The organism is Alcanivorax sp. VBW004 (genome assembly GCF_009718865.1).
Classification (GTDB): Bacteria; Pseudomonadota; Gammaproteobacteria; order Pseudomonadales; family Alcanivoracaceae; genus Alcanivorax.
In genome coordinates this window covers 983,471-1,007,627 of the sequence record NZ_WNHC01000001.1, presented here as the reverse complement: position 1 = coordinate 1,007,627, position 24,157 = coordinate 983,471, and the positions used below count along the sequence as shown (strand labels likewise).

Here is a 24,157-nt window from a genome sequence, read left to right as displayed (position 1 = left end):
ACTAGTGCACAAAAAAAGTGATTAGCCGGGCATTTCAGTCAATGGTTGCTGAGCGTTGCTCCGTTCAAGCCGGTCCGGCAAGCTCTGTAAAAAGGTGGCCTCACGCACAATCGTCAAATGATCCGCCTGCACGGTGTCGCTGTGGGCGAAATCAACACACGCGGCCAGCCCGTTCTCAAGAGTCCGGGCACGGCCCGCCGGCTCACTGGCCCACCAACTGTGTACCGGGGCCTGCAACGTTGGCAGCTGATAGCCCCAACATAAATCCCGCAAATGTTGCTCCACCGCCCAGGCATGCAATAACTGCGCAGCACTGTCGGCCACCGCCGGCTCAATGGGTTGCGTGGCCAGCCATTGCGCAAAGTTCTGCGGCCACTGCGCCGGTTTGCTGTCACGCAGGCGCGCAATGCAATCATCCAGCGCCATGGACGACGCCGAGGTCAGCAGCATGCCCAGATGTTCCCGCAACGTCTGCTGCGCCTGCGGCGATGACCACTGGTCTTCCGCCACTTCGTGGCCCGGCACATAGGTATCCAGCAGCCCCACAAAGGCCACGGTTTCGCCAGCCTGCTCCAGCCGGTGAGCCAGCTCCATGGACAAGGCGCCCCCCAATGACCAGCCCAGCAAGTAGTAAGGGCCTTGCGGCTGCTGCTGGCGCACCGTGCGGTAATACCGCTCGGCCATTTCATTCAGTGACGGGTCAAACCAGCCAGGTTCCAGAAAACTGCGCGATTGCAGGCCCCGCACCTGCCACTGCCCTTCCAGGCTGGCGGCCAGGGCCTGATAACCGGTGGTGCGTCCAGTCACCGGATGCGGGCACCACAGTACAGGCAGATCGCCGACCCGGTTCAGGCGCGTCACCAGTGCCGGATCGGCGCTGGCTTCACGGGGCGCATCCGCCAGAGCCAACAATGCCTGCAAGGCCTGACGGTAACGGCCACACCAATGCGCAATCTGCTGCTCGTCATACACACTGGACGCAAAATCCCAGACCAGCTCCAGCTGCCCGCCGACCACCTGGCCGTTAATCGCCAGAGGGGAGGCCATGGGGTTGTCGCCCGCCTGGGCAGTGCCGCCGCCGCGCAACGGTGTAAAGCCCTGAATCAAGGCATCGTCGTGGTACTGCCCCAGATAGTTGAACGTGACCGGCGCATCCGGGCTGTCGTTCAGTGCGCTGTCAGCAAGAAAACGCAAAGCGCCATAGCCCACACCGCCATCCGGTTCGGTTTGCTGTAATTGCTGCGATACCGCAAACAGGTTCTGGCGCGGGTCGTCAGAGAACGGCAGCGATACCGGATACAGGCTGGTAAACCAACCCAGCGTCCGACTCAGGTCCATGCCCGGCGCCAGGCGGGTTTCCCGGCCGTGCCCTTCCAGATTGATAACCAGGTTTTTATTTTCAGCAGGCGCATCGCTGGCGGCGCTATTGCCCACGGTTGCGGATCGCGCCACCAGCGATGCGCCTGCAGCAGAAGGTTGCAGCGTTCGGGAGAGCGCAGTCAGCAAGAGCGCCGGCACGCTAACGCCCAGCTTGGTTGGCGCATCCTGTAGCAGCCGGCGGGTATCCGCCTTGTCCAGCGACAAGGTGGCACTTTGCTTTTCGCCGTAAGCAGGCAAGGCCGCCGAAGCCTTGTCCGGTTGCTGGGCCTGCCAGAACGGCAAGCGTTCATCACCGTTGTTCTGCAGCCATTGCACCAGCGCCTGATGCCAGTCGCCCAGATTGTGGGTACGCTCCGGCAAGGTTATCGCCTGGCCTGCCAGTGCCTGCCCATACGCACTGAGCAAATCGTCCAGCAGAATACGCCAGGACACCCCATCCACCGCCAGGTGATGAATCACCAGCAACAACCGATCCGGCTGCTGCGGAGTTTGCACGTAAAGCACACGGAACAGCTCCCCTGCTTCGATGTTCAGGCTTTGCTGGGTCTGTTCACACAAGGCGGATACCGCCGCATCATCCGGAGCCTGCCGCCACCACAATAATTCATGGCTCGGTGCATCCGTCGGCAAACAGGTTTGCGTCCAACCGTTCTGCTCACGGGTAAATTGCAATCGCAGGGCGTCGTGCTGTTGATACAAGGCCTGCAGGGTCGCCTCCAGCGCCGGCCGTTCCATGGGAGCATCCAGCGCCAGCCACAGGTGCTGATTCCAGTGACTGGGGCTGGGCGGATTCAGGGAAAAGAAATGCTGCTGAATGGGCAGCAGGGGTAGCGCGCCCTGCAAGGGCTGTTGAGAAATAACCGACGCCTGGGCACTCACTGCCTCAACCGCCAGCTCTTTCAACACCGGCTGCTCGAACAGCTCTTTCGGCGTTAACGCCAGGCCCTGCTGGCGGGCGCGGCTGACCACCTGCAAGGCAAGAATGGAGTCGCCGCCCAGCGCAAAGAAATTATCATCGCGGCTGACGGCTTCACGGCCCAGCAGTTGTTGCCAAATCGTCGCCAGCGTCTGTTCATTGTCCGTCTGTGGTGCATCACCTTCGCTGGCGGTTTGCCACTGCGGTGGCGGCAACGCCTTGCGATCGACTTTTCCTGCCGGGGTCAGCGGCAAGGCTTCCAACACGATCAACTGGCTTGGCACCATATAGTCCGGCAGTGATCCCGCCAGCGCCGCGAGAATGTCCTCGGTGATGATGGGACCACGGGGCACCACATACCCCACCAATTTATCCCCGGCAGGCGATGGCTGCGCCACCACGGCGGCCTCACGAATCGGTTCATGACCCAACAGCTGGCTTTCAATTTCGCCCAGCTCAATACGGAAACCGCGAATTTTTACCTGCTGATCCACCCGGCCCAGGTATTCCATCACGCCATCGCCCCGGTACTTCACCAGGTCCCCGGTGCGGTACATGCGCTCGCCGGGTGAGCCGAACGGGTCTGGCAGGAAACGCTCCGCCGTCAGGTCCGGGCGCTGATGATAACCACGGGCCAGACCCACTTCGTTGCCGATATACAGTTCCCCCGCGACGCCAACTGGAACGCGGTTAAGATCCTGATCCAGCACATACAGTTTTCTCGGCCCCACGGCGGTGCCGATGGGCGCATAGGCGCTGGTCAGGGTGTCGCCTTCGTAGGCGGCCCACAGCATCGGCGTAACCACCGTTTCTGTGGGGCCGTAACCATTAAGAATGCGTTTTGGCTTGAGCACATTCTGCATGCGCTCGAAGGTTTCCCGGGTAAAGGCCTCGCCGCCCAGGGTCCAGGAACGTACTTGCAGTGCCGGTTTTTCCTGTTCGATCCAGTCCAGCAGCGGGCCCATATAGCTGGGCGGAAAACAGGCCACGGTAACGCCTTCGTTTTTCAGCACCTCACAGCATTGTTCCGCGCTCCACAGTTGCTGATCACGGATCACCACACGGGAACCAAAGGCCAGCGGCACCGTCCAGCGCTCCACCGCCCCATCGAAACTGATGGAGGCAAACTGTAGTTCCACATCGTCCGGGGTCATGCCATAGCGCTCGCCGATGGTTTGCACATGCATGGTAAGACCGGCATGGGTCAGGGATACACCTTTGGGTTTGCCGGTGGAGCCCGAGGTGTAGATCACATAGGCGAGCTGATCCGGGTGCGGTTCTTCGTTGGGGATGCCGAAAGCAAAACTGTCCAGTGAGAGTGTATCGACAGCAATAGGGCTAACGGTTTCAACACGGGGCAAGGTTTCCATCAAATCTGAAGAGGTGAGCAGCAACGTCGCGCCGCTGTCTTCCAGCATGTAGTGCAAGCGGTCGGAGGGATAACCCGGGTCCAGCGGCAAAAAAGCACCGCCGGCTTTCATCACGGCGATAAAAGCTTCCACCATGGTGACGCCGCGCTCAAAAGACACGCCGACCACATCATCCGGTTTCACACCCTGTGCGATCAGATAACGGGCCAATTGATTGGAGCGTGCTTCCAATTCGGAAAACGACACACGGGTATCCCCGTGCACCAGCGCAATGGCATCACCCTGCTTCGCGGCCTGCTGCGAAAACAGGGACACAAAACTGTTCTGATGCCACTCGCCCTTTCCCTGTCCCCAATGCTGCAACTGCGGTAAATCAGCCTCTGACACAGCGATGGCACCCAGCGTTCGCTGACCCTCGCCGAATGCCGCCAGCACCAGGCTCATGGCCTGCTTCAGTCGCTCGGCGGTGTCGGAATGAAAACGGTCTGCCGCATAGGTCAGCGTCAGCAACAACGCACCGCCATCCCCCTCATGGACATCCAGCGCCAGATCAAACAACGCATGCGGCACACCCTGAGCAAGCGGTGCAATGGTGACGCCGTCGCTCAGGTTTCTTGCTGCCGTATCGCGACGCTGATAGTTGAACAACACCTGAAAAAGGGGCGTTTCACCCGGCTCCCGGCGAGGCGATAGGGATGCCACCAGCTGATCAAACGGCAGCGCCTGGTGAGCCTGGGCGTCCAGCATGGTCTGGTGTAGCTGCGCCACCCACTGACTTACCGTGAGCGCCGCCTGCGGCTGCCCACGCACCACCAGGGTATTTACAAAAAAACCCACCAGCGCTTCTACTTCGGCGCGCTCGCGGTTAGCCACCGGGACGCCCACCGGAATATCACGGCGGCCACTCACCGACGCCAGCGCCCACTGCCAGGCCGCCAGCACCACCGTGAACAGGGTCGTCTCGTTTTTCCGCGCCAGCGTCTGCAGTGGCCCCTGCAAGTGGGAAGGAACCGTCCACTGCACACTGGCCGCCGTACGCAAGGCGGTCTGCGCCGGGGCACGGTCATGGGCAATCAGCAACGGAGGTTGCGCCCTTTCCTGTTGATCATGCCCCAGTTGTTGGCGCCAGTACGCCAGTTGTCTGTCACGTTCACCGGCATCCAGCCAGGCCTTTTGCCAAAGCGCGTAATCCGCATACTGAATGGCAAGCTCTGGCAACGATGCATCGCTGAGATACGCCTGCGCCAGATCCGCAAAGAACACGTCCATGGACCAGCCATCGGACACCAGATGGTGCATGACCAGCTGCAAGCGCCAGCCTTGATCCGACAGTTGCAACAACTGCACACGCAATGGTGAATCACTGCGCAGCACAAAGAGCCGGTGGGCATGTTCATCCGCCAGGGTTTGCCGGGCGTTGTCATCCAGCGTGCGAGCATCGCGCTGTTCAACGATCAGGGAATCATTGCCAATCTGTTGCAGCCCTTCACCGCCCTCTTCCACAAAACGGGTACGCAGGCTTTCATGCCGCTGGACCACCGTATCCAGAGCCCGCAGCAATCGCGACACCTCCAGTGCTCCGTTCAGTTCAAATGCGGCGATCAGGTGGTAGGCGGTGTTGTCCGGCTCCAGCTGATGAATGGTCCACAGACGCTGTTGTGCTGGCGCCAGCGGGATACGATTCGGGCGGTCACCGGCGACAATCGGCAGGCGTTCGAAGGGAATGCCCTTTTCCCCCAGCTTCTGTAGAAAAACCGCCTGTTTGGTTTCATCCAGCGCCATAAAGCGCTGCGCCAGTGCCGCCTTGTCCAGGCTCATAGGTCACTCCGGATCATAAATCTTCCAGGTCATCGAGCAGATCGGCCATGGCCGACAGGTCATCCTGCTCCTGCTGTTTGGCGTCGCCGTTATGTTCGTCCACCAGGGCGGCCAGTGCCTGCAAGGTGTCCGCCTCAAATAACGCGCGCAGAGGAACGTCCACACTCCAGCGATCACGTAGCGTGGCAACCACCCGTGTGGCTAACAGCGAATGCCCACCGAGGGCAAAGAAATTGTCATCCAGCCCCACCGGCGATTGCCCCAACAATTCTGCCCACAACGATGCCAATTGCTGTTCGGTGTCGGATTGTGGAGCACGGTATTCACGGGCCTGCCATTGCGGTTCAGGCAGGGCCTTGCGGTCCAACTTGCCGTTGGGCGATAAAGGCAGCGCCTCCAGCACCATAAACAGCGAGGGCACCATGTACTCGGGCAACGCCTCAGCGAGAGACTGTCGCCAACTATCACGGTTATCGCTATCGGCGCTCACATAAGCCACCAACTGGTCACCGGCGTCACTGTGATGAGCAACAACAACCGCATCATTCACCTCAGGCAATTGTTTTAGCTGTTGTTCGATTTCACCCAGCTCGATACGCAAGCCCCGGATCTTCACCTGATGATCGAGGCGGCCCAGATAATCAATGATGCCGTCGTCCCGTTGCCGCACCTGATCGCCGGTGCGGTACATGCGGCTGCCCGGCTCACCGAAAGGATTGGGCAGGAAGCGATCTGCCGTCAGATCCGGGCGGGCAAAATAGCCCCGTGCCAACCCTGTACCGGCCAGGTACAACTCACCGGGGACACCACGGAGGACCGGGTTAAGATCCGTATCCAGCACATGCAGCTGAATATTGCTGATCGGCGCACCGATGGGCACGGTGTGTCCATCTGCCGGCTTTTCCTTTTCTTCTCTCTCCAGGGAACGGCACTGCCAGAAACTCACATCAATGGCGGCTTCGGTGGGGCCGTAAAGGTTATGCAGCTCCACATCGTTGCGGCTGGCGAATACGGCTTTCTGCAGTTCCATATCCAGCGCTTCGCCGCTACAGATCAGGCGCTTGAGTTGCGGCAGATGCTGCAGGCCGGTGGCATCCACAAACGCCTTCAACATGGACGGCACAAAGTGCAGCGTGGTGACGTCTTCGTCGGCCATGACCTGTTGCAACCATTGCGGATCACCATGGGCTTGCGGCGGTGCCACCGCCAACCGCGCGCCCACCATCAATGGCCAGAAAAATTCCCACACCGACACATCAAAACTGAACGGCGTTTTCTGTAGCACACAGTCCGCATGGGCCAGCGGGTATTTGTCCTGCATCCACAGCAAACGGTTTTCCAGCGCCGCCTGGGTATTGAGCACACCCTTGGGTTTGCCGGTGGAACCGGAGGTGTAAATCACATAGATCGCCTGATCCGGGTGCCACTGCACTGCCGGCGGCGTCACCGGTTGATCACTCACATCCAGCTCATCCAGGCACCACATGGGTACCCCTTGCGGCCAGCTTTCCAGCAGCTCGCTATGGGTCAGCAACAACGCCGGCGACGACGCGTCCAGAATGTAGGCGAGTCGATCCTGCGGGTAGCTCGGGTCCAGCGGCACATACGCACCGCCGGCGCGGGTGATGGCAAGAATACCGATAACCAGTTCCAGCGATCGGGGCAAGCCGATGGCCACACGCACGTCCTCTTTCACCCCGGCACGGCGTAAACGATTCGCCAGTTGATTGACCCTGCGCTCCAGCTCCGCATAGCTGAGCTGCTGCTCGCCCATGCTCAGAGCGATGGCATCCGGGGTGCGAGCCGCCTGCTGACTCAACCGCTTCGGTACCGCGGTAAAATCGCCCCAGTCTTTTTCGGTACGATTAAAATCTTGGCCCGCGGCCACTTCGTTTGCGGTCAGCAGGCTCGCATCAGACAACCGTTGCTGCGGGTCATCCAGCAACGCGCCCAGCAGAATGGAGAAATGGTCCCGTAACCGTTCGATGGTTTCCGGTTTGAATAATGCAGTGGCATAACCGATAAAGCCCTGCAGCTGTTCATCGTCTTCCAGAATATCCAGCGCCAGTTCGAACTGGGCACCGGCGGCACCGGGATCGAATGGGGTAATCACCGCTTCCGGCCACCGGGGCGCAAAGGTCTGGCTGAGCCGCTGATGATTGAACACCACCTGGAACAAGGGGTGACGATCCAGGCTTCTGTCCACCCCCAGCGCCTCCACCAGCATCTCGAACGGCAACGCCTGGCGGCCCTGGGCGGCACCGATAAATTGCTGGGTGGCCGCCACCTGTTGCGCAAAAGTCTGCGGCTGATGGTATGACGCCGGGATCACCAGCGTATTGATGAAACAGCCCTGCAGGGTTTCCGTCTCCGCCAGCAAGCGCCCGGCCACCGGCACGCCGACCCGCACCTGTGGCTGGCCACTGTAGCGATGCAGCAGGGTCTGCCAGACACTGAGCAGCAGCGTGGACACGGTGGAGCCCAGCTCGCTGGCTCGCTGCTTCAGCTGCACCAGTTGCGCATCACTGATCGGCATGGGCAGGCGCGCGCCGCCGCTTGCCTTGCCCGGCAAGCCACCACGAGGAAAATCCGTGGGTAAGGCCAATGGCTCGCCACCATCGCCGAGCTGTTCGACCCACCACTGGGTTTGAGCGCGAGCCTCGTCACTGTCCAGCCATTGCTGTTGCCAGGCCGCATAGTCCGCGTACTGAATAGCAGCGGGGTTAGCCGCCAGCGTCTCGCCCTGATGGACCCGTTGATACAGTTCACTCAACTCTGCCAGCAACAGCTGCATGGAAACACCATCACCAATGATGTGGTGCTGCACCAGCAACAGGTGATAGCGCTGCGCCGAGAGTTTCAGCACCAGCACCCGCAACAAGTCATCCGCCGCCAGATCGAACGGACGCGTTAATGCCTCATGCTGGAGCGCCTCATGTTGGTGAGAGCCGGCTGCCGCGTCCGACCCGGTTTCTTCACTCAGGTCCTGCCACTCAATAGCCACCGTGCCAGCATCGAGAATCCGCTGACGAGGCTCGCCGCCCACCTCGATAAAACGGGTACGCAGGCTTTCATGATTGGCCACCAGAGTATTCACCGCCTGCTGCAGAGCATCGCGATGCAGCTCACCGCGCACCTCCAGTGCCAGCGGCATATGGTAGGCACCGTTTTCCGGTTCCAGCTGTTGCACAAACCAGAGCCGACGCTGGGCGGCAGAACAGGGCAAATCGCCGTGGCGCGGCACCGGCTGAATCGCCGGCATGGCATCCACCGACTGACACAGCAAGGCGCATTGCTTGAGCAATGGCTGCTCAAAAATCCGGTTCAGCGGCAAATCCAGCTGATGCTGATGGCGCAGCCGGTTAACCATCTGCACCGCCAACAGCGAATGGCCCCCCAGATTGAAAAAGTGGTCATCGCGGCTGACGCTTTCCAGCCCCAGCAGGGATTGCCAGATTGCCGCCAGAATCATTTCGTTATCGGTTTGCGGCGCCTCACCGCAACTGCCCGCCTGCCATTGGGGCAAGGGCAATGCCTTGCGGTTCACCTTGCCCGCTGGCGTCAGCGGCATGGCTTCCAGGACCAGCAACTGGCCGGGAACCATATAATCGGGAAATTCCGTGACCAACTCAGCCATCAGCGCATCGGTACTGAGCGGCCCGCGCGGCACCAGATACCCCACCAGCCGATCACCACCCGGTGACGGCTGGGCCAGCACCACCGCTTCACGCACCTGCGGATGGGCGAGCAGGCGACTTTCAATTTCGCCCAGCTCAATACGAAAGCCGCGGATCTTCACCTGCTGATCCACCCGGCCCAGGTATTCCATTACGCCGTCATCGCGGTACTTCACCAGGTCCCCGGTGCGGTACATGCGCTCGCCCGGCTCACCAAAGGGATCCGGCAGAAAGCGTTCGGCGGTCAGATCCGGGCGCTGGTGATAACCACGGGCCAGGCCCACTTCGTTGCCGATATACAGTTCCCCTGCGACGCCAACCGGCACCCGGTTAAAATCCTGGTCCAGTACATACAGTTTTCTCGGCCCCACGGCGGTACCGATGGGCGCATAGGCACTGCTCAGAGAGTCCCCTTCATAAGCCGCCCACAGCATCGGCGTGACCACGGTTTCGGTAGGACCGTAACCGTTGAGAATGCGCTGCGGTTTCAACACCTGCTGCATGCGCTCGAAGGTTTCCCGGGTGAAAGCCTCACCGCCCAAAGTCCAGGAACGCACTTTCAGGGGCGGTTGCGTTTGTTCGATCCAGTCCAGCAGTGGCCCCATGTAGCTGGGCGGAATACAGGCAATGGTCACCCCTTCTTTTTGCAGGGCATCGCAGGTTTGTTGTGCGCTCCATAATTGTTGATCACGGATCACCACCCTCGAACCAAAAGCCAGCGGCACCGTCCAGCGCTCTACGGCGCCATCGAAACTGATAGAGGCGAACTGCAGCTCCACATCATCCGGGGTCATGCCATAGCGTTCACCGATGGTTTGCACATGCATGGTGAGACCGGCATGGGTCAAAGACACGCCTTTGGGTTTGCCGGTGGAACCGGAGGTGTAGATCACATAGGCGAGCTGATCCGGGTGCGGTTCGCTGTCGAGGGACTGCGCAGAGAAAACATCAAGCGACAGCTCATTCACTGCAATCGGTTTAACGGCATCAACACGGGGCAAGGTTTCCATCAGATCTGAAGAGGTCAGCAACAGTTTCACGCCGCTGTCTTCCAGCATGTAGTGCAAACGATCGGAGGGATAACCCGGATCCAGCGGCAGGAAAGCACCGCCGGCCTTCATCACGGCAAGGAAGGCTTCGATCATGGTGACACCACGCTCGAAGGACACACCGACGACATCGTCCGGTTGCACGCCCTGTTCGATCAGGTAACGGGCCAATTGGTTGGCGCGGGATTCCAGCTGGACAAACGATACGCGGGTGTCACCGTGCACCAGTGCAATGGCCTCGCCCTGCTCGGCTGCCTGCTGTGAAAACAGCGAGAGAAAACTGGCCGCGTGCCACTCGCCTTCGCCCTGGCTCCATTGCTGCAACCGGGGCTCGTCGTCACCCAACGCATCCAGCGTGGCCAGTGGCACATCATCCACATGAGACAACGCCAGCAAGGTACGCTTGAACGCACTGGCCATGCGGTCCACCAACGCCACCGGCAAGGCAGCACTATCGTGGGCAAACAACATTTGCAGATGGTCACCGGGCAGCACCGCCACGGTGAGCGGGTAATGGGTGAACTCGTGGCTGGTGGGCGTGCCCAGCTGCAATTCGCTGTGCTCACTGCCCAGCAGGGATTCATCCAGCGGATAGTTTTCAAAGACCAGCAAGGTATCGAACAAGCCCTCTCCGCCCCAGCCGGCATCCTGCTGCACTTCGAACAGCGGCGCATGGCCCTGTTCGCGCAGCGACGCATTATCCGCCTGCAGCTGTCTCAACCAATGGGCGATGGATTGCTCACCATTAAGGGGCACCGTCATGGGCAGGGTGTTGATGAACAGGCCCAGCATACTGTCGCTACCGGCCAGCTCCGCCGGGCGGCCGGCTACGGTGTTGCCGAACACCACCCGTTGCTGGCCGGTGAACCGGCCCAGTACTCGCGCCCAGGCCGCTTGCACCAGGGTATTGATGGTCAGCCCCTTGTCACGGGCCGCCTGACGCAGAGCATCGCTGGTCGCGGCATCAAATTCGATCGGGTGACGACGGAATGCGCCTTTATCCGGCGTACCGACGGCCTCCACAAGACGGGTTGGCATCTGCACCGGCGACAGGTATTGCTGCCAGAATTCCCGGGGCGCGCCGCGATCCTGTTGCTGCAACCAGCCCAGATAATCCGCATAACCCTTTGGCGCCGCCGGCAGTGTCTTGCCGTGGTATAGCGCCATCAATTCGCTGAGCAAGACCCCGGTGCTCCAGCCATCCATGAGGATGTGATGGAGCGTGAGCACGCACTGCCAGGTTTGCTCACTGGTGCGCAACAGGTCGACCCGCCACAAAGGCGCCGCCTGCAGATCAAAACCTGTCTGCAGACGATGCTGGCACCAATCATCCAGTGCCGATTCGCCGACGTCACGGAGATCCTTCTCAAGCCAGGGCAAGGCTACCTGCTGCGCAGACCAGACTGCCTGATGGCGAGTATCAGACAGGGTCGCGGGCAACAGACTGGTGCGCAGCACACCATGGCGCGCCAGCAACGCCTGCCACGCCTGACGCATTCGCACCGGTTCCACTCCGGTGAGCGGCAACACCAATTGGTTCACATAGGTGCTGTTGCTATCACTGAGCTGCGAATGGAACAGCAATCCCGCCTGCAAGGGCGACAGGGGCAGAATCTGTTCCGGACGATGCGCAAGGGAATCCAGTTGGGCCTGATCCAGTGATGCCAAAGGCACATCGGCCGGCGTCAGTACCGGCGCCCGGGAATCGCAATGCCGGGCCAACCGTTCGCACTGCTGCAGCCACTGATCCACCAGCACCGCACCCTGTTCGCCAGACAGGGTCACCCCATCCACATCCACACGAATGCGCAATTTTCCGTTCTGCTGATCCGCGTTGATCACCAGCGGCGCATCCGTCGGCGCATCCGCTTCCTGCCACAGGCCCGCGTCCATCAGCGAGACACCGGGCAAATCATCGTGGCGAAACTGGCCAAGATAATTGAACAACACATCCAGGCGATGATCGCCTCCGGCCAGCTTGCCCTGCTGAACCAGCAGCCCATAGCCCAGACCGCCCTGTGCCGGTTCGCGCAACTGTTCCTTCTGCTGTTTGATCGTGGTCGCCAGATCATCAGCACAGTCCAGTCGCTGCGGATACAGGCTGGTAAACCAGCCCACGGTCCGGCTCAAATCCAGCGCCGTGTCACTCGCCGTGCGGCCATGGCTTTCACGGTGAATGCGCAACACCCGACGATCGCAATATTCCGCCAGGGCTTGCGACAGGGCGATCAGCAGAAACTCTTCCAGATTCAGGGAAGCGTAACGGTCTGCACTGTGCTGCCAGCGGCGCAAGGTCTGCGCATCGGTTTCACGGACGAAGTGGCTCGCCGGATCGTCCTGCGATCCGTTGAACTGTAATCCGTTGAACAACGGCGGCATCGTTTCACAAACCGACTGCCAGTAAGGCAGCGCCAGCTCTGCCTGTGGCAGGTACTGCTGATCCAGCGCTTCGCGCCAGTCACGCAGGTTGTGAGTCTTGCGTGGCAGCGATGCTTTGCCACCCTGCTGAATCTGTTCGCAGGCAAGAAAAAAATCCTCCAGCAAGATTCGCCAGGACACGCCGTCCACGGCCAGATGATGAATGGTGAGCAACAGCTGTGAATTATCTCGCTGAGTCGTGTCGCCGGTAACATACAGCGCCCCCAGCAACTTGCCTTGCGCCGGATTCAAACTGCGCTGCACAGCAATCATCTGCGCTTCAATCGCAGCACTGTTGTTGCTATCCATGGTTTGCAGCAGCGGCGCACTCGCGGCGGGCACACACTGCGCCGTCGCGGAGTCACTCACGTCGAACTGTAAACGCAGGGCATCATGCTGAGCGACAAGCAGCTGCAGGGCCTGTTCCAGAACGGCCGCATCAAACGGTTTCTGTATGGAAAAACGCAGATACTGGTTACAGGCAGACAGGCCCCGTTGCTCAATAAAGCGCTGCTGAATCGGCAACAGGGATAGCAAACCGGCCAGAGGCTCCTGGCTGGCGGTATTCAGCGTCACCGGTTGCGCCACAACGGCTTGCTGACTCAACACCGGCTGTTCGAATAAATCCCTGGGCGTTAACGCCAGACCCTGCTGGCGGGCACGGCTGACCACCTGCAAGGCAAGAATGGAGTCACCGCCCAACGCAAAGAAATTATCATCGCGGCTGACGGTTTCACGGCCCAGAAGTTGTTGCCAGATCGTCGCCAGCGTCTGTTCATTGTCCGTTTGTGGTGCGTCACCTTCGCTGGCGGTTTGCCACTGCGGTGCCGGCAACGCCTTACGGTCCACCTTGCCCGCCGGGGTCAGCGGCAAGGCTTCCAACACGATCAACTGGCTGGGCACCATATAGTCCGGTAGTGAACCCGCCAGAGCCACGAGAATGTCATCGGTAACGATCGGACCACGGGGCACCACATACCCCACCAATCTATCCCCGGCGGGAGAAGGCTGCGCCACCACGGCGGCCTCACGAATCTGTTCATGGCCCAGCAGCTGGCTTTCAATTTCGCCCAGCTCAATACGGAAACCGCGAATTTTTACCTGCTGATCCACCCGGCCCAGGTATTCCATCACGCCATCGTCCCGGTACTTCACCAGGTCCCCGGTGCGATACATGCGCTCGCCCGGCTCACCGAACGGGTCTGGCAGGAAACGCTCCGCCGTCAGGTCCGGGCGCTGATGATAACCACGGGCCAGGCCCACTTCGTTACCGATATACAGTTCCCCCGCGACGCCAACCGGCACCCGGTTAAGATCCTGATCCAGCACATACAATGTTCTCGGCCCCACGGCGGTGCCGATGGGCGCATAGGCGCTGGTCAGGGTATCGCCTTCGTAGGCTCCCCACAGCATCGGCGTGACCACGGTTTCCGTGGGGCCGTAACCGTTCAGGATGCGTTTTGGCTTGAGCACATGCTGCATGCGCTCGAAGGTTTCCCGGGTAAAGGCTTCACCCCCCAGGGTCCAGGAACGCACCTTCAATGCCGGTTTTTCCTGTTCGATCCAGTCCAGCAGCGGGCCCATATAGCTGGGCGGAAAACAGGCCACGGTAACGCCTTCGTTTTTCAGCACCTCACAGCATTGTTCCGCGCTCCACAGTTGCTGATCACGAATCACCACACGGGAACCAAAGGCCAACGGCACCGTCCAGCGTTCCACCGCCCCATCGAAACTGATGGAGGCGAACTGCAGTTCTACGTCATCCGGGGTCATGCCATAGCGCTCGCCGATGGTCTGCACATGCATGGCGAGACCGGCATGGGTCAGGGACACACCTTTGGGTTTGCCGGTGGAGCCGGAGGTGTAGATCACATAGGCGAGCTGATCCGGGTGCGGCTCGTTGCCGAGGGTCTGGGCAGAAAAGGCATCCAGTGACAACGTATCCAGCGCAATCGGTGTCACCGTTTCCACGCTTGGCAGCGAAGGAGCCAGGCCCGATTCAGTGAGCAAAAGTTCTGTGCCGCTGTCTTCCAGCATGTAGCGCAAACGGTCCGCAGGATAAGCCGGATCCAGTGGCAGGAAAGCGCCACCGGCTTTCATCACGGCGATAAAGGCTTCCACCATGGTGACGCCACGCTCGAAAGACACACCCACCACGTCGTCTGGCTGCACGCCTTTCTCAATCAGGTAACGGGCCAATTGATTGGAACGTGCTTCCAATTCGGCAAACGACACACGGGCATCCCCGTGCACCAGCGCAATGGCATCACCCTGCTTCGCGGCCTGCTGTGAAAACAAAGAGACAAAACTATGCGCTTGCCACTGGCCAGCCCCCTGCCCCCAACGCTCCAGCATGACCTGATCATCCGACACCAGCGCCGCACTCTCGGTGAGTGGCAACGCTGGCGACTGCAACCACTGGTCCAGCACCTGCTCAAACGCCACCACCATTTTCCCGGCAAAGGCATCATCAAGAATGCCGTCACCGTGAACCAACCGTAACGTCAGGCCATCGTGCTCATCCGGCCAGGCATCCAGCACCAGATCAAACGGCGTTTCCGTTACGGGCAGGTCTTCTACCCGCGCCATCAGGTTACCCAGATTCAGACTCAGTCCTTTGCCCTGTTGGCGATAATTGAACGCCACCTGGAACAAGGGATGACTGCCCGAACTGCGGGAATCACTCAAGGCATCGACAATTTTTTCAAAGGGAAGATCGCGATTTTTTTTGGCGTCGTTCAAGGCACTGTGGATCTGTGCAATCCAGTCGCTGACGGACAGCTCAGGGGAAACATGCCCCTGCACCACCAGGTTGTTCACGAAAAAACCCACCAGAAACTGGTTACTGCCTTTACGGTTGGCACTGGGTACGCCTACGCGAATCTGCGACTGCCCCGACACCCGAAACAACAGGTACTGCAACACGGCAAGCAATACGGTAAAACGGCTGACGCCCTGCGCCCTGGCAAAATCTTTCAGGGTTTGCGTCTGCCTGGCAGACAGGGAGAAGTCCTGAAAACGGGCACCACTGGAGGCACCGGACGGTTGTGACAGGCGGGGCAAAGCCAGGGGTTCGCCTTCATGTTGCAGTGTGTCGATCCAGTAATCCCGCTGCGCCCGGGCATCGTCACTGGCGAGCCATTCAGCTTCTGTTTCGACCAGATCCAGATAGGTATTTTTCAGCGGCGGCAGGTTCGGTGTCAGCCCATCACGCAAGGCACTATAGGCAAACAGAAACTCCTGCATGAACACGCCCAACGACCAGGCGTCGCCGACAATATGATGCAATGAGATCAGCAGCACATGCCGTTGCTCGCTCAGCCTGACCAGCCGGTAACGCAGCAGCGACTCGGTTTCCAGATCAAACGGTTTCGCATTATGCTCGCGGCCCAACCGGTAGGCTGCCGCTTCCGGGTCTGCCTCGTTGCTGACATCCTCGACCTGCAGCACCCTGTCCACGTGCGACGCGATCCTCTGCCAACCCTGACCATCCCGCTCGGAAAATTCCACACGCAGTATCGCCTGCCGGGCCACCACATAATTCATGGTCTGCTCAAGCGCTTGCGGATTCAGCTCGCCGTCCAGCCACAGCATGCCACCCAGGTTATAGGCCGTGCTCTGCGGTGAAAGCCGCGTAAATAGCCACAGACGTTGCTGTGAAGAGGAAAGCGGGGTCCATTCGGCCCCCGGGCGCGCGTTCTCGATGGCAGACCCGGTCATATCAGCTCCTTGCCGTTAATGCAGACGCAAGAGAAAGAATCAGGACGCTTGCGCATCCCGCAGGCGGCGTGGACGCTGGTCTGTCCAGGTCTGATTGATATGCTCAAGGCATTCGCTCTTGTTGCCGGTCACGCCGACGGCTTGCCAGCCCGCCGGGACAGGACGGTAGGTCGGCCAGATGCTGTACTGCTCCTGATCATTCATGACGACAGTGAATTCCGTTTCGGGATTATCAATACTCATGGCTTCCTCGCCGTTGACAGGATTGAGAAAAAATTGAGAGAAAAGCGCGCCGGAGCCGATAGCCCGGGCGCACAAGGCGCGATTATCAGACGCCCTAAACACCCGCTTCGCGTAATACCTGAACACTCTCTCGAGCGGCCAGATCATCCATTTCTTCCAGCTGGCCACTTTCCATTTTCAGCAAGCGATCAGCGCGATCGAAATAGTGATCATCATGGGTAATGGCAATGATGGTCTTGCCGGCGGCTTGCAGGCGCGGCAACAGCTCGAGATAAAAGAATTGCCGGAATTGTGGATCCTGGTCCGCCGCCCACTCATCCAGCAACAAGCAGTCCCGGCTTTCCATCACCGCCATCAACAGGGCCAAACGTTTGCGCTGCCCCTGGGAAAAACGAATATCGCTGAGGCGGCCATCCTGCTGGCGCACCTTGTGTTGCATGCCCAGCGTGGCCAGCCAGGCATCCACGTCTGCACTCGCCACTTCCGCGCCATCGCCTTTCAGTAATCGGCTGAATAGATGGAAATCCGTGAACACCGACGAAAACAGCTGCCGGAATGCCACCCGGTTCGCCTCGGTAACAAGCTCGCCATCCACCCGTAGCTCACCCTGCTGAGGCCGGTAAAGCCCGGTGAGTAAACGGGCAAAGGTGCTTTTGCCACTGCCATTTCCGCCTTGCACAAAAATCAGCTCGCCACGGCGAATGGTGAGATCCAGCGGTCCGACCGCAAAACCCGGCGCGCCGTCCTGATCCGGATAGTGATAACGCACTCCTTGCAGGCTGAGCGTATTGAAGCCTGCCAGCGTGTCGCCGCCCGCCTGCAGATCCGCCGTATCGTCGGCCAGCTCAAGGCCGGTCAGTTTGCGCAGGGACACCCGCGCAGCCAGCAAAGTGGGCAACGCCGCCACCGCGCCAATCAAAGGCGTGCGCAACAGCAAGATGGTCAGTGCAAAAATGGAAGCGGTATTGGCGTCTGCCCAGCCACGCCCCGCGGCGAGATAGAACAGCACCCCGATCAGGGCCAACACCAGGACATTGGCCAGGTTGCCGGCCAATCCGTTGCAGATATCTGCGCGGGTCACATGGTCACGGTAACCGCGGGCATGGCCATCGAATTCTTCATCGAAAAAACGCGCCGCACGGGGCCGGTTCAGTGCCAGCTCCTTGCGACCATCAATCATGGATTGATAGTCCTGATAAAGATGGTCGTCACCTTCACGGACCTTGCCCACATGGAAATTGATACGCCCGACCAGCCAGATGCCCATGACCGCCGTCCCCAGCAGCCAGGCCACCGTGACAGCGAACAACCCCGGCGCCAGCCAGGCCAGCCACCCCAGAGCCGCCACGCTGAGCGCAGCGCCGTAGACCAGCTCCGGCAAATGCACAAAGGCGATTGTCAGATTACGCAGATCGGTGCTCAGCGCCGCCAGCAGATGCGGCCCGCCCACCTTTTCCAGTTGCTCGATGTCCGTGGCCAGCACACGGCGCACCAGGTCCCGACGCAGGCCGTACACCATCCGGTGCCCCAGTACATGCAGGGTCACCTGGGCGGCCGTGGCCGTGGCCAACAGCGCCACCAGCAGCAAGGCAAACTGGAACAGCACCACGGGCAAGTCCGCGCCACCGGCCAGCAATCGCTGACTGATAAACGCCAATACCGCCACACTCAATACCGCACTCAACACACTGAGCACGGCCACCGCCGCGAAGGCTTTCTTTCTACGGGAAAATAACAGGCCCATGAGGGTCATGAGGGATGTCCGCCTCCTTGGACAGGGAAGAGCAAATAAAGAGAATCGCAATGATATTGATTCTTATTTATATATCAACCTTATTTTCGTGCGGTTAATCCCGTTTTTGCCTGTCCGTCTCTTTCTTCACATTGGTGCGTATCGCCATTGCCGGAAAGTGTCCTGCTCAATACCATTCAGTGACAGAACAGGACTTATTTCATGACTCAGCAGATCACCACACGCGGCCAGCGACGGCGCCAGGCATTGCTTGATGCCGCCACACACACCTTTCTCCAGCACGGTTATGCGCGCACTACGCTGGACATGATCATTGCCGAGGCGGGTGGGTCGCGGCGTAGTCTGTATGAGTATTTTGGCGACAAACGCGGCCTGTTCGGCGCGGTGATCACTCACCATGCCCACAAGATGGTTCACGATATCCGTAGCCTGGAGCTGGACGAACTGCCGGCCCGGGAAGGGCTGGAACGGCTGGGGCACGCTTTTTTCAACGCGCTGACGGACCCGGTCAACCTGGAGTTATACCGGTTATTGATTGCAGAGGGTTCAGCCTTTGCCGAACTCGGGCAAACCGTTTACGAAGCCGGGCCCCACATGCTGCAGGGGCAGTTACTGCTCTACCTTCAGTGCCTTCACGACCGCGGGCAGCTCCCCGGCGCCGAACCCAGCCCCCATGCCGCCCGGCAGTTTTTTGGCATGATCAAGGCCGATTTTCAGCTCTGCGCCCTGCTGGCCCCCAGCCAGCTTCCCGACGAAACCGCGATCACCGCACACATCCAGAGCTGTGTGGCTCTTTTGTTGGACAACCACTAGTCTCGCCATTGGCACCACCTGTCTGCCCGGTATACATTGTAGATATCCGTCACCCTGGCCTTGGGGGCTAAGATGGCAATATTGATAATGTGACAGGATTCACAATATGCACAAATTGACACTTGCCTTACTGGCAAGTTTTTTGCCGGCTTCGGCCAGCTTTGCCGATGGCATGGACGCACTCTTTCTCAAGCAGGTTTACGCCAACGGAGGCGACACCCTTTATTGTCAGGAATCCTTTCAGCCCGGTGATCGCATTTCAGTAGAGCAGATTTACGATGAACGCCGGCTGGCACAGCACTTTGGTTGCCGGAGTACTCGTCTTTGCGAAAACAATCCGCAATTCTCCGATATTCGTAAAGACCGCCACGCCCTCTTCCCCGTCACCCGCCGCGCCGAGCTGGACCGCCGGCGAACCCTGTTTGGCGATCTGCCGGACACCGCAGAAAAAGACAGCAACTGCGGTTACAAACAATCGTTCCAGGTATTCGAGCCCCCGGTCAACGCCAAGGGGGACGTGGCCCGGGCCATGCTCTATCTTCACGAACGCTACGAGCTCCCCCTGCTCGGCACCCTGGATATGTACCAACGCTGGAACCAGGAAGACCCGGTCACCGCAGAAGAGCGCCGCCGCAATAACGTGATTGAGCAACTGCAGGGCAACCGCAACCCCTTCGTCGACGAGCCCGACCGCGCACAAAGCCTGCAAGGCAGCTCACCATTAAATATGCAGTTTCCGTAACAGAGACGCAGCACGCTTCATGCAGCAGGCAACAACACGTCGCAAGACCGGGTAAACCCTATCTTCCTGTGCTACACGCTGAAGGGAATGGGATGCGGATTGGAATGAATAACACGCTTTTCGCCATTTGATTGGCTTATCGCGAATATTCCGCACTTTGCCAAACGCCAGGGAGCCTGACGTAAACCCCATCGCCTGAGAAGCTGCCGTGATGAACCATTAAAAAACCGCACCCTTGAGGGGGTGCGGTTTTTTAATGCGTGCGGCGTGTTGCGTGCCACATGCAGCGGCCTTTAAAACAGATCCGCATTCAGGTCCATCATGGTAGCCGCCCCACTGTTCAGCTGGGCCGCCAGGGACTGGGCTTTCGGCAAGACACGCTGGAAGTAGTACAGCCCGGTGATGCGCTTGGCTTTGACGAAGTCATCATCACGACCGTCTGTGGCCGCCAGCATCTGGGCCCACAGCCATGCGTAGATCACATACCCGAAGATATCCAGATACTCCACCGCACCGGCACTGATAGCATCCGGGTTGTCACCGGCCTGGGCCAGCAGCGTATCGGTGGAGGACTTCAGCAATGCCAAAGCCGCTTGCAGGTCCTCTTTTACTGCAGCCAGCTGCGCGTTGTCGGCATTGGCATCAACCCAGGCCTGGGCATCCGCCAGGAATGCATCCACGGACTTGCCGCCGTTGCGAGCCACTTTGCGGCCGGCCAGGTCGAGAGCCTGAATGCCGTTGGTGCCTTCGTAGATCTGGGAAATACGGCAATCACGAACGAACTGCTCCATGCCCCACTCACGGATATAACCGTGACCACCGAACACCTGCTGCCCGGTGATAGTGGTATCCAGGCCACGGTCGGTGAAAAAGGCCTTGGCAATCGGGGTCAACAGCGCCACGCGATCTTCCGCTTTTTTCTTGGCGTCTGCGTCTTCGCTGAACTTGGAGGTATCCAGCTGCATGCCCACGTAGGCGGCCAGTGCACGGCCCCCTTCGTTGATGGCACGCATGTTCATCAGCATGCGGCGCACATCACCGTGCACGATGATCGGATCCGCTGGCCCTTCCGGGTTTTTCGCGCCGGTGGCGCTGCGGCCCTGCAGACGTTCGCGGGCGTATTCCACCGCGCTCTGGTAGCTGGCTTCACCCAGGCCCAGGCCTTGCAGACCGATAGACAGACGCTCGTAGTTCATCATGGTGAACATGCACGCCAGGCCCTGATTCGGCTCGCCGATGATCCAGCCTTTGGCATCGTCGAAGTTCATCACGCAGGTGGCTGAACCCTTGATGCCCATCTTGTGCTCGATGGAACCACAGGTAGCGCCATTGGCCTCGCCCGGGTTGTTGTCCGCATCGGGCAGGAACTTGGGCACCAGGAACAGGGAGATGCCTTTGGAGCCAGCCGGCGCATCCGGCAGCTTGGCCAGCACCAGGTGGATATGGTTGCCGGTCAGGTCATGCTCGCCGCCGGTGATGAAAATCTTGGTGCCGGTGATGTTGAAGGAGCCATCATCGTTGGGCACGGCCTTGGTGCGCAGGATGCCCAGGTCGGTGCCAGAATGCGGCTCGGTGAGGCACATGGTGCCGCTCCACTCACCACTGTAGAGCTTGGGCAAGTACTGGGACTTGAGCTCTTCGGAGGCGTGGGCGTCTACCGCCAGGCAGGCACCGCTGGTCAGCGCCGGGTACAGGGCAAACGAAGAGCAGGCACTGTGCATCATTTCTTCGAACAGTACCGCCAGTGACTTGGGCATACCCTGGCCACCGAACTCCGGGTTACCGGAAAATGCGCTCCAGCCGTTTTCGGCGAACGTCTTGAATGCATCCTTGAAACCGTCCGGGGTGGTTACTTCCCCGTCGTTCCAGGTACAGCCCTGCTCATCGCTGTTACGATTCAGCGGGAACAGCAGCCCTTCGGTCATTTTGCCCGCTTCTTCCAGAATGGCATCGGACAAATCCTGAGTCACCTCTGCGGTGGCCGGCATGGAGGCCCAGAGCTGATCCGCTTTGAACACATCGTTGAGAACAAAACGCATGTCCTCGAGGGGGGCTTTATAGGTCGCCATTTGCACATCTCCCGAAAGTTGGCAGGGTGCGAATTTTAGGCAGCCCGGCGGCCGGGTTACAGGCTTATTTGTGACCCGGCGTTCATGACCGCCTTTTCCATCAACAAATACGCGGTTCAATCACATGAAAGGGAGCTTACTTTTTCGGCTCCGGGCGCCGCCACAGCCACAGTAACGTGCCGCAAAGAAAGACGGGAACCGCAATTTTTACGCTATTGTGCGCGCCGGACAGGCTGATCAACACGATGCTGATCAGCATCATGGTGGAGGCTGCGCATTTGGCCCGGCGCGATACCGCGCCCTGCTCGCGCCAGTCACGGATGCTCGGACCGTATTTCGGATGCCCCAGCAGCCAGGCTTCCAGCCTGGGCCAGCCACGGGTTCCCGCCCAGGCGGCCACCAGCAGAAACGGCACCGTGGGCAGGCCGGGGATCACCACACCGATCATCCCCAGGGCCACGCAGAACACCGCCAGTAATCGCCAGGCAACGACTCTGATCATTGCTCACACTCCTGAAACGTCACTACAGCATGCACCAGTACGCCTGAATTGAAAAAACCTCCACAATCAAACGCCTGATGACTGACGTCAACGAGTACAGCAACGCAGTGACCGGACAGAGCTAGGGAACCTCTGAACCACTTTCTGCAGGCAATTCCCCGTCCTGAGGGACGGTCTGGGCATCCCCGGCAGCGCCAGCCAATCCACTGGCCGCTTCAAGGCGCTGCTTGAGCATCGCAACCGGAATAGTCTCGCCATTAAGCACCACCTCATCACCACTGGCGTTGAGTACACTGCTCCAACGATCCCCCTGCTGAACCACCAGTCCCTGGGCAGCCAAACCGGGCAACCGCATGGCTAACGGCGGTGGAATAACGGCTTGATTCATATCCACCTGCACAGAGACATCCAGCATCTGGTTCATTTGCTGCTCAGTGAGCGCCTGCAGCTCTTGCAGTGGCAAATTACGGCCCTCAAGCCCGAGATAGCGGGTACGGGCATCCAGGCTGAGCTGACGCTTACCGGCATTGTCCACCAGCAATTGCATGGCCAGGCGGCTGTCACCGGGGTGCAGCAACTGCTCCCCGATCACCGTCATCATCTCGTCAATCAGCGTCTTGATTCTGGCAATCGTTTGCTGCGGATCCGCCGGCTCACTGTTGGCCATGGCTCCCAGCAGCATGTTGGTTTGCAACTGGTCCAGTTCGTTGTTGAGAGCGTTGACCTTGATTAACGCCTGCTTGTCCAGGCCGGCGTAATTCATGCCCAGGTAAGCACTATCCATCGGCAAGGGCACCATGGCGCCGATAACGTTATCTACCCACAGGCCACTTTTACCGGCCAGCGTGTCACCATCATCCTGGCTGCTACCCTGCAGGGTAAAATCGAACCCCAGCAGCGGCAGGTCATTCTGCGCATACACCAGCCCCTTGCCGTTCAGGTTCATGTCGGTCAGCGGCAGGATGTCGCCAAGCATATCCACCACATCCACCGAGCCGGTCAGCGATTCAATCGCCATTTGCCCCTGTGGTGCATTGATATTCAGCCCCTTGAGCGTCACAAAGCTGTTCACCGGGTAGCCGTCGATATTCGGGCGATGCACATCCACCTGAAGCTGCTCCAGCACGATCTTGCCCATGGGCGAATCCAGATCGACCGGGGCGAGCGCCACCCGAATACGGACGCTGCCGTCAAAGCCGTAAAAGCTGGTCCCGACGAGAGGAGCCTTGCCCTTGAACAGTTGCTCGACCAGCGCCTTGCCCTCAGGCGGCAAAGCCGACAGGTCCAGCACTTCCCGGGTGCTGGCCAGGCCAACCTTCAGCCCATCATCGGTGAAAGCCAGCGGGCCATGATGGATCGTGCTCAGCGAACAAACCTGACCGGACAACGCCGCCGCTTGCGGCATGGCCGCCAGCTCCCCCTGAATGATCAGGCAGGTATGCGCACTGGAGGACAACAAGCCGCGCTCGTAACGCACCACATCCAGCAGAATATCCTTCTGCCCCGGCAGTATTTCCATCTTCGCGACTTCATCGCGGACCACCTGCTCAACCCGCAGGCCCACATAAAAGGTAGCCGCCAACCATGCCGCTACCGGCAGTACGACCAGCACTACAACCAGCACGAGTCCTTTTTTCATGGGTATTCCCCCTTCGTCCCTGTTACCCCGTTTTTTGAAGTGCATCAC

9 protein-coding genes are annotated in these 24,157 nt (G+C 59.7%); 2 read left to right on the top strand and 7 right to left on the bottom strand.

The window, feature by feature from the left end:
• Nucleotides 1-21: 21 nt before the first annotated feature.
• The 4 genes from F1529_RS04535 to F1529_RS04520 form a co-directional block, all read right to left on the bottom strand.
• Nucleotides 22-5,484 carry a non-ribosomal peptide synthetase gene (locus F1529_RS04535; RefSeq protein ID WP_155132429.1) on the bottom strand — a complete coding sequence of 1,821 codons (5,463 nt, stop codon included), beginning with the start codon at nt 5,482-5,484 and terminating at the stop codon, nt 22-24.
• A gap of 13 nt (nt 5,485-5,497) precedes the next feature.
• Nucleotides 5,498-16,348: a non-ribosomal peptide synthetase gene (locus tag F1529_RS04530; protein WP_155132427.1), complete on the bottom strand. Its 10,851-nt coding sequence runs from the start codon at nt 16,346-16,348 to the stop codon at nt 5,498-5,500.
• Nucleotides 16,349-16,387: 39 nt separating this feature from the next.
• Nucleotides 16,388-16,591 (bottom strand): MbtH family protein, encoded by a 204-nt coding sequence (locus F1529_RS04525; RefSeq protein ID WP_007151409.1) that lies wholly within the window; start codon nt 16,589-16,591, stop codon nt 16,388-16,390.
• A 94-nt stretch (nt 16,592-16,685) separates the two neighbouring features.
• On the bottom strand, nt 16,686-18,344 hold the full coding sequence (locus tag F1529_RS04520; RefSeq protein WP_155132425.1) for a multidrug ABC transporter permease/ATP-binding protein: 1,659 nt from the start codon (nt 18,342-18,344) through the stop codon (nt 16,686-16,688).
• 201 nt (nt 18,345-18,545) lie between these two features.
• Here F1529_RS04520 and F1529_RS04515 point away from each other — a divergent pair, with 201 nt between their 5' ends.
• Nucleotides 18,546-19,157, top strand: coding sequence for a TetR/AcrR family transcriptional regulator (locus F1529_RS04515; RefSeq protein ID WP_155132423.1), 612 nt, complete (start codon nt 18,546-18,548; stop codon nt 19,155-19,157).
• A 106-nt stretch (nt 19,158-19,263) separates the two neighbouring features.
• The gene (locus F1529_RS04510) at nt 19,264-19,899 is read left to right on the top strand and encodes an endonuclease (RefSeq protein WP_155132421.1); all 636 of its coding nucleotides are present in this window, start codon (nt 19,264-19,266) and stop codon (nt 19,897-19,899) included.
• Between the two features lie 293 nt (nt 19,900-20,192).
• Here F1529_RS04510 and F1529_RS04505 read toward each other — a convergent pair whose 3' ends face one another.
• The 3 genes from F1529_RS04505 to F1529_RS04495 form a co-directional block, all read right to left on the bottom strand.
• A complete protein-coding gene (locus F1529_RS04505) occupies nt 20,193-21,968 on the bottom strand; it encodes an acyl-CoA dehydrogenase C-terminal domain-containing protein (protein ID WP_155132419.1) in 1,776 nt (591 codons plus the stop codon).
• A 136-nt stretch (nt 21,969-22,104) separates the two neighbouring features.
• On the bottom strand, nt 22,105-22,470 hold the full coding sequence (locus tag F1529_RS04500; RefSeq protein WP_155132417.1) for a YbaN family protein: 366 nt from the start codon (nt 22,468-22,470) through the stop codon (nt 22,105-22,107).
• Between the two features lie 121 nt (nt 22,471-22,591).
• Nucleotides 22,592-24,109, bottom strand: coding sequence for a DUF945 family protein (locus F1529_RS04495; protein WP_230457706.1), 1,518 nt, complete (start codon nt 24,107-24,109; stop codon nt 22,592-22,594).
• Nucleotides 24,110-24,157 lie beyond the last annotated feature (48 nt).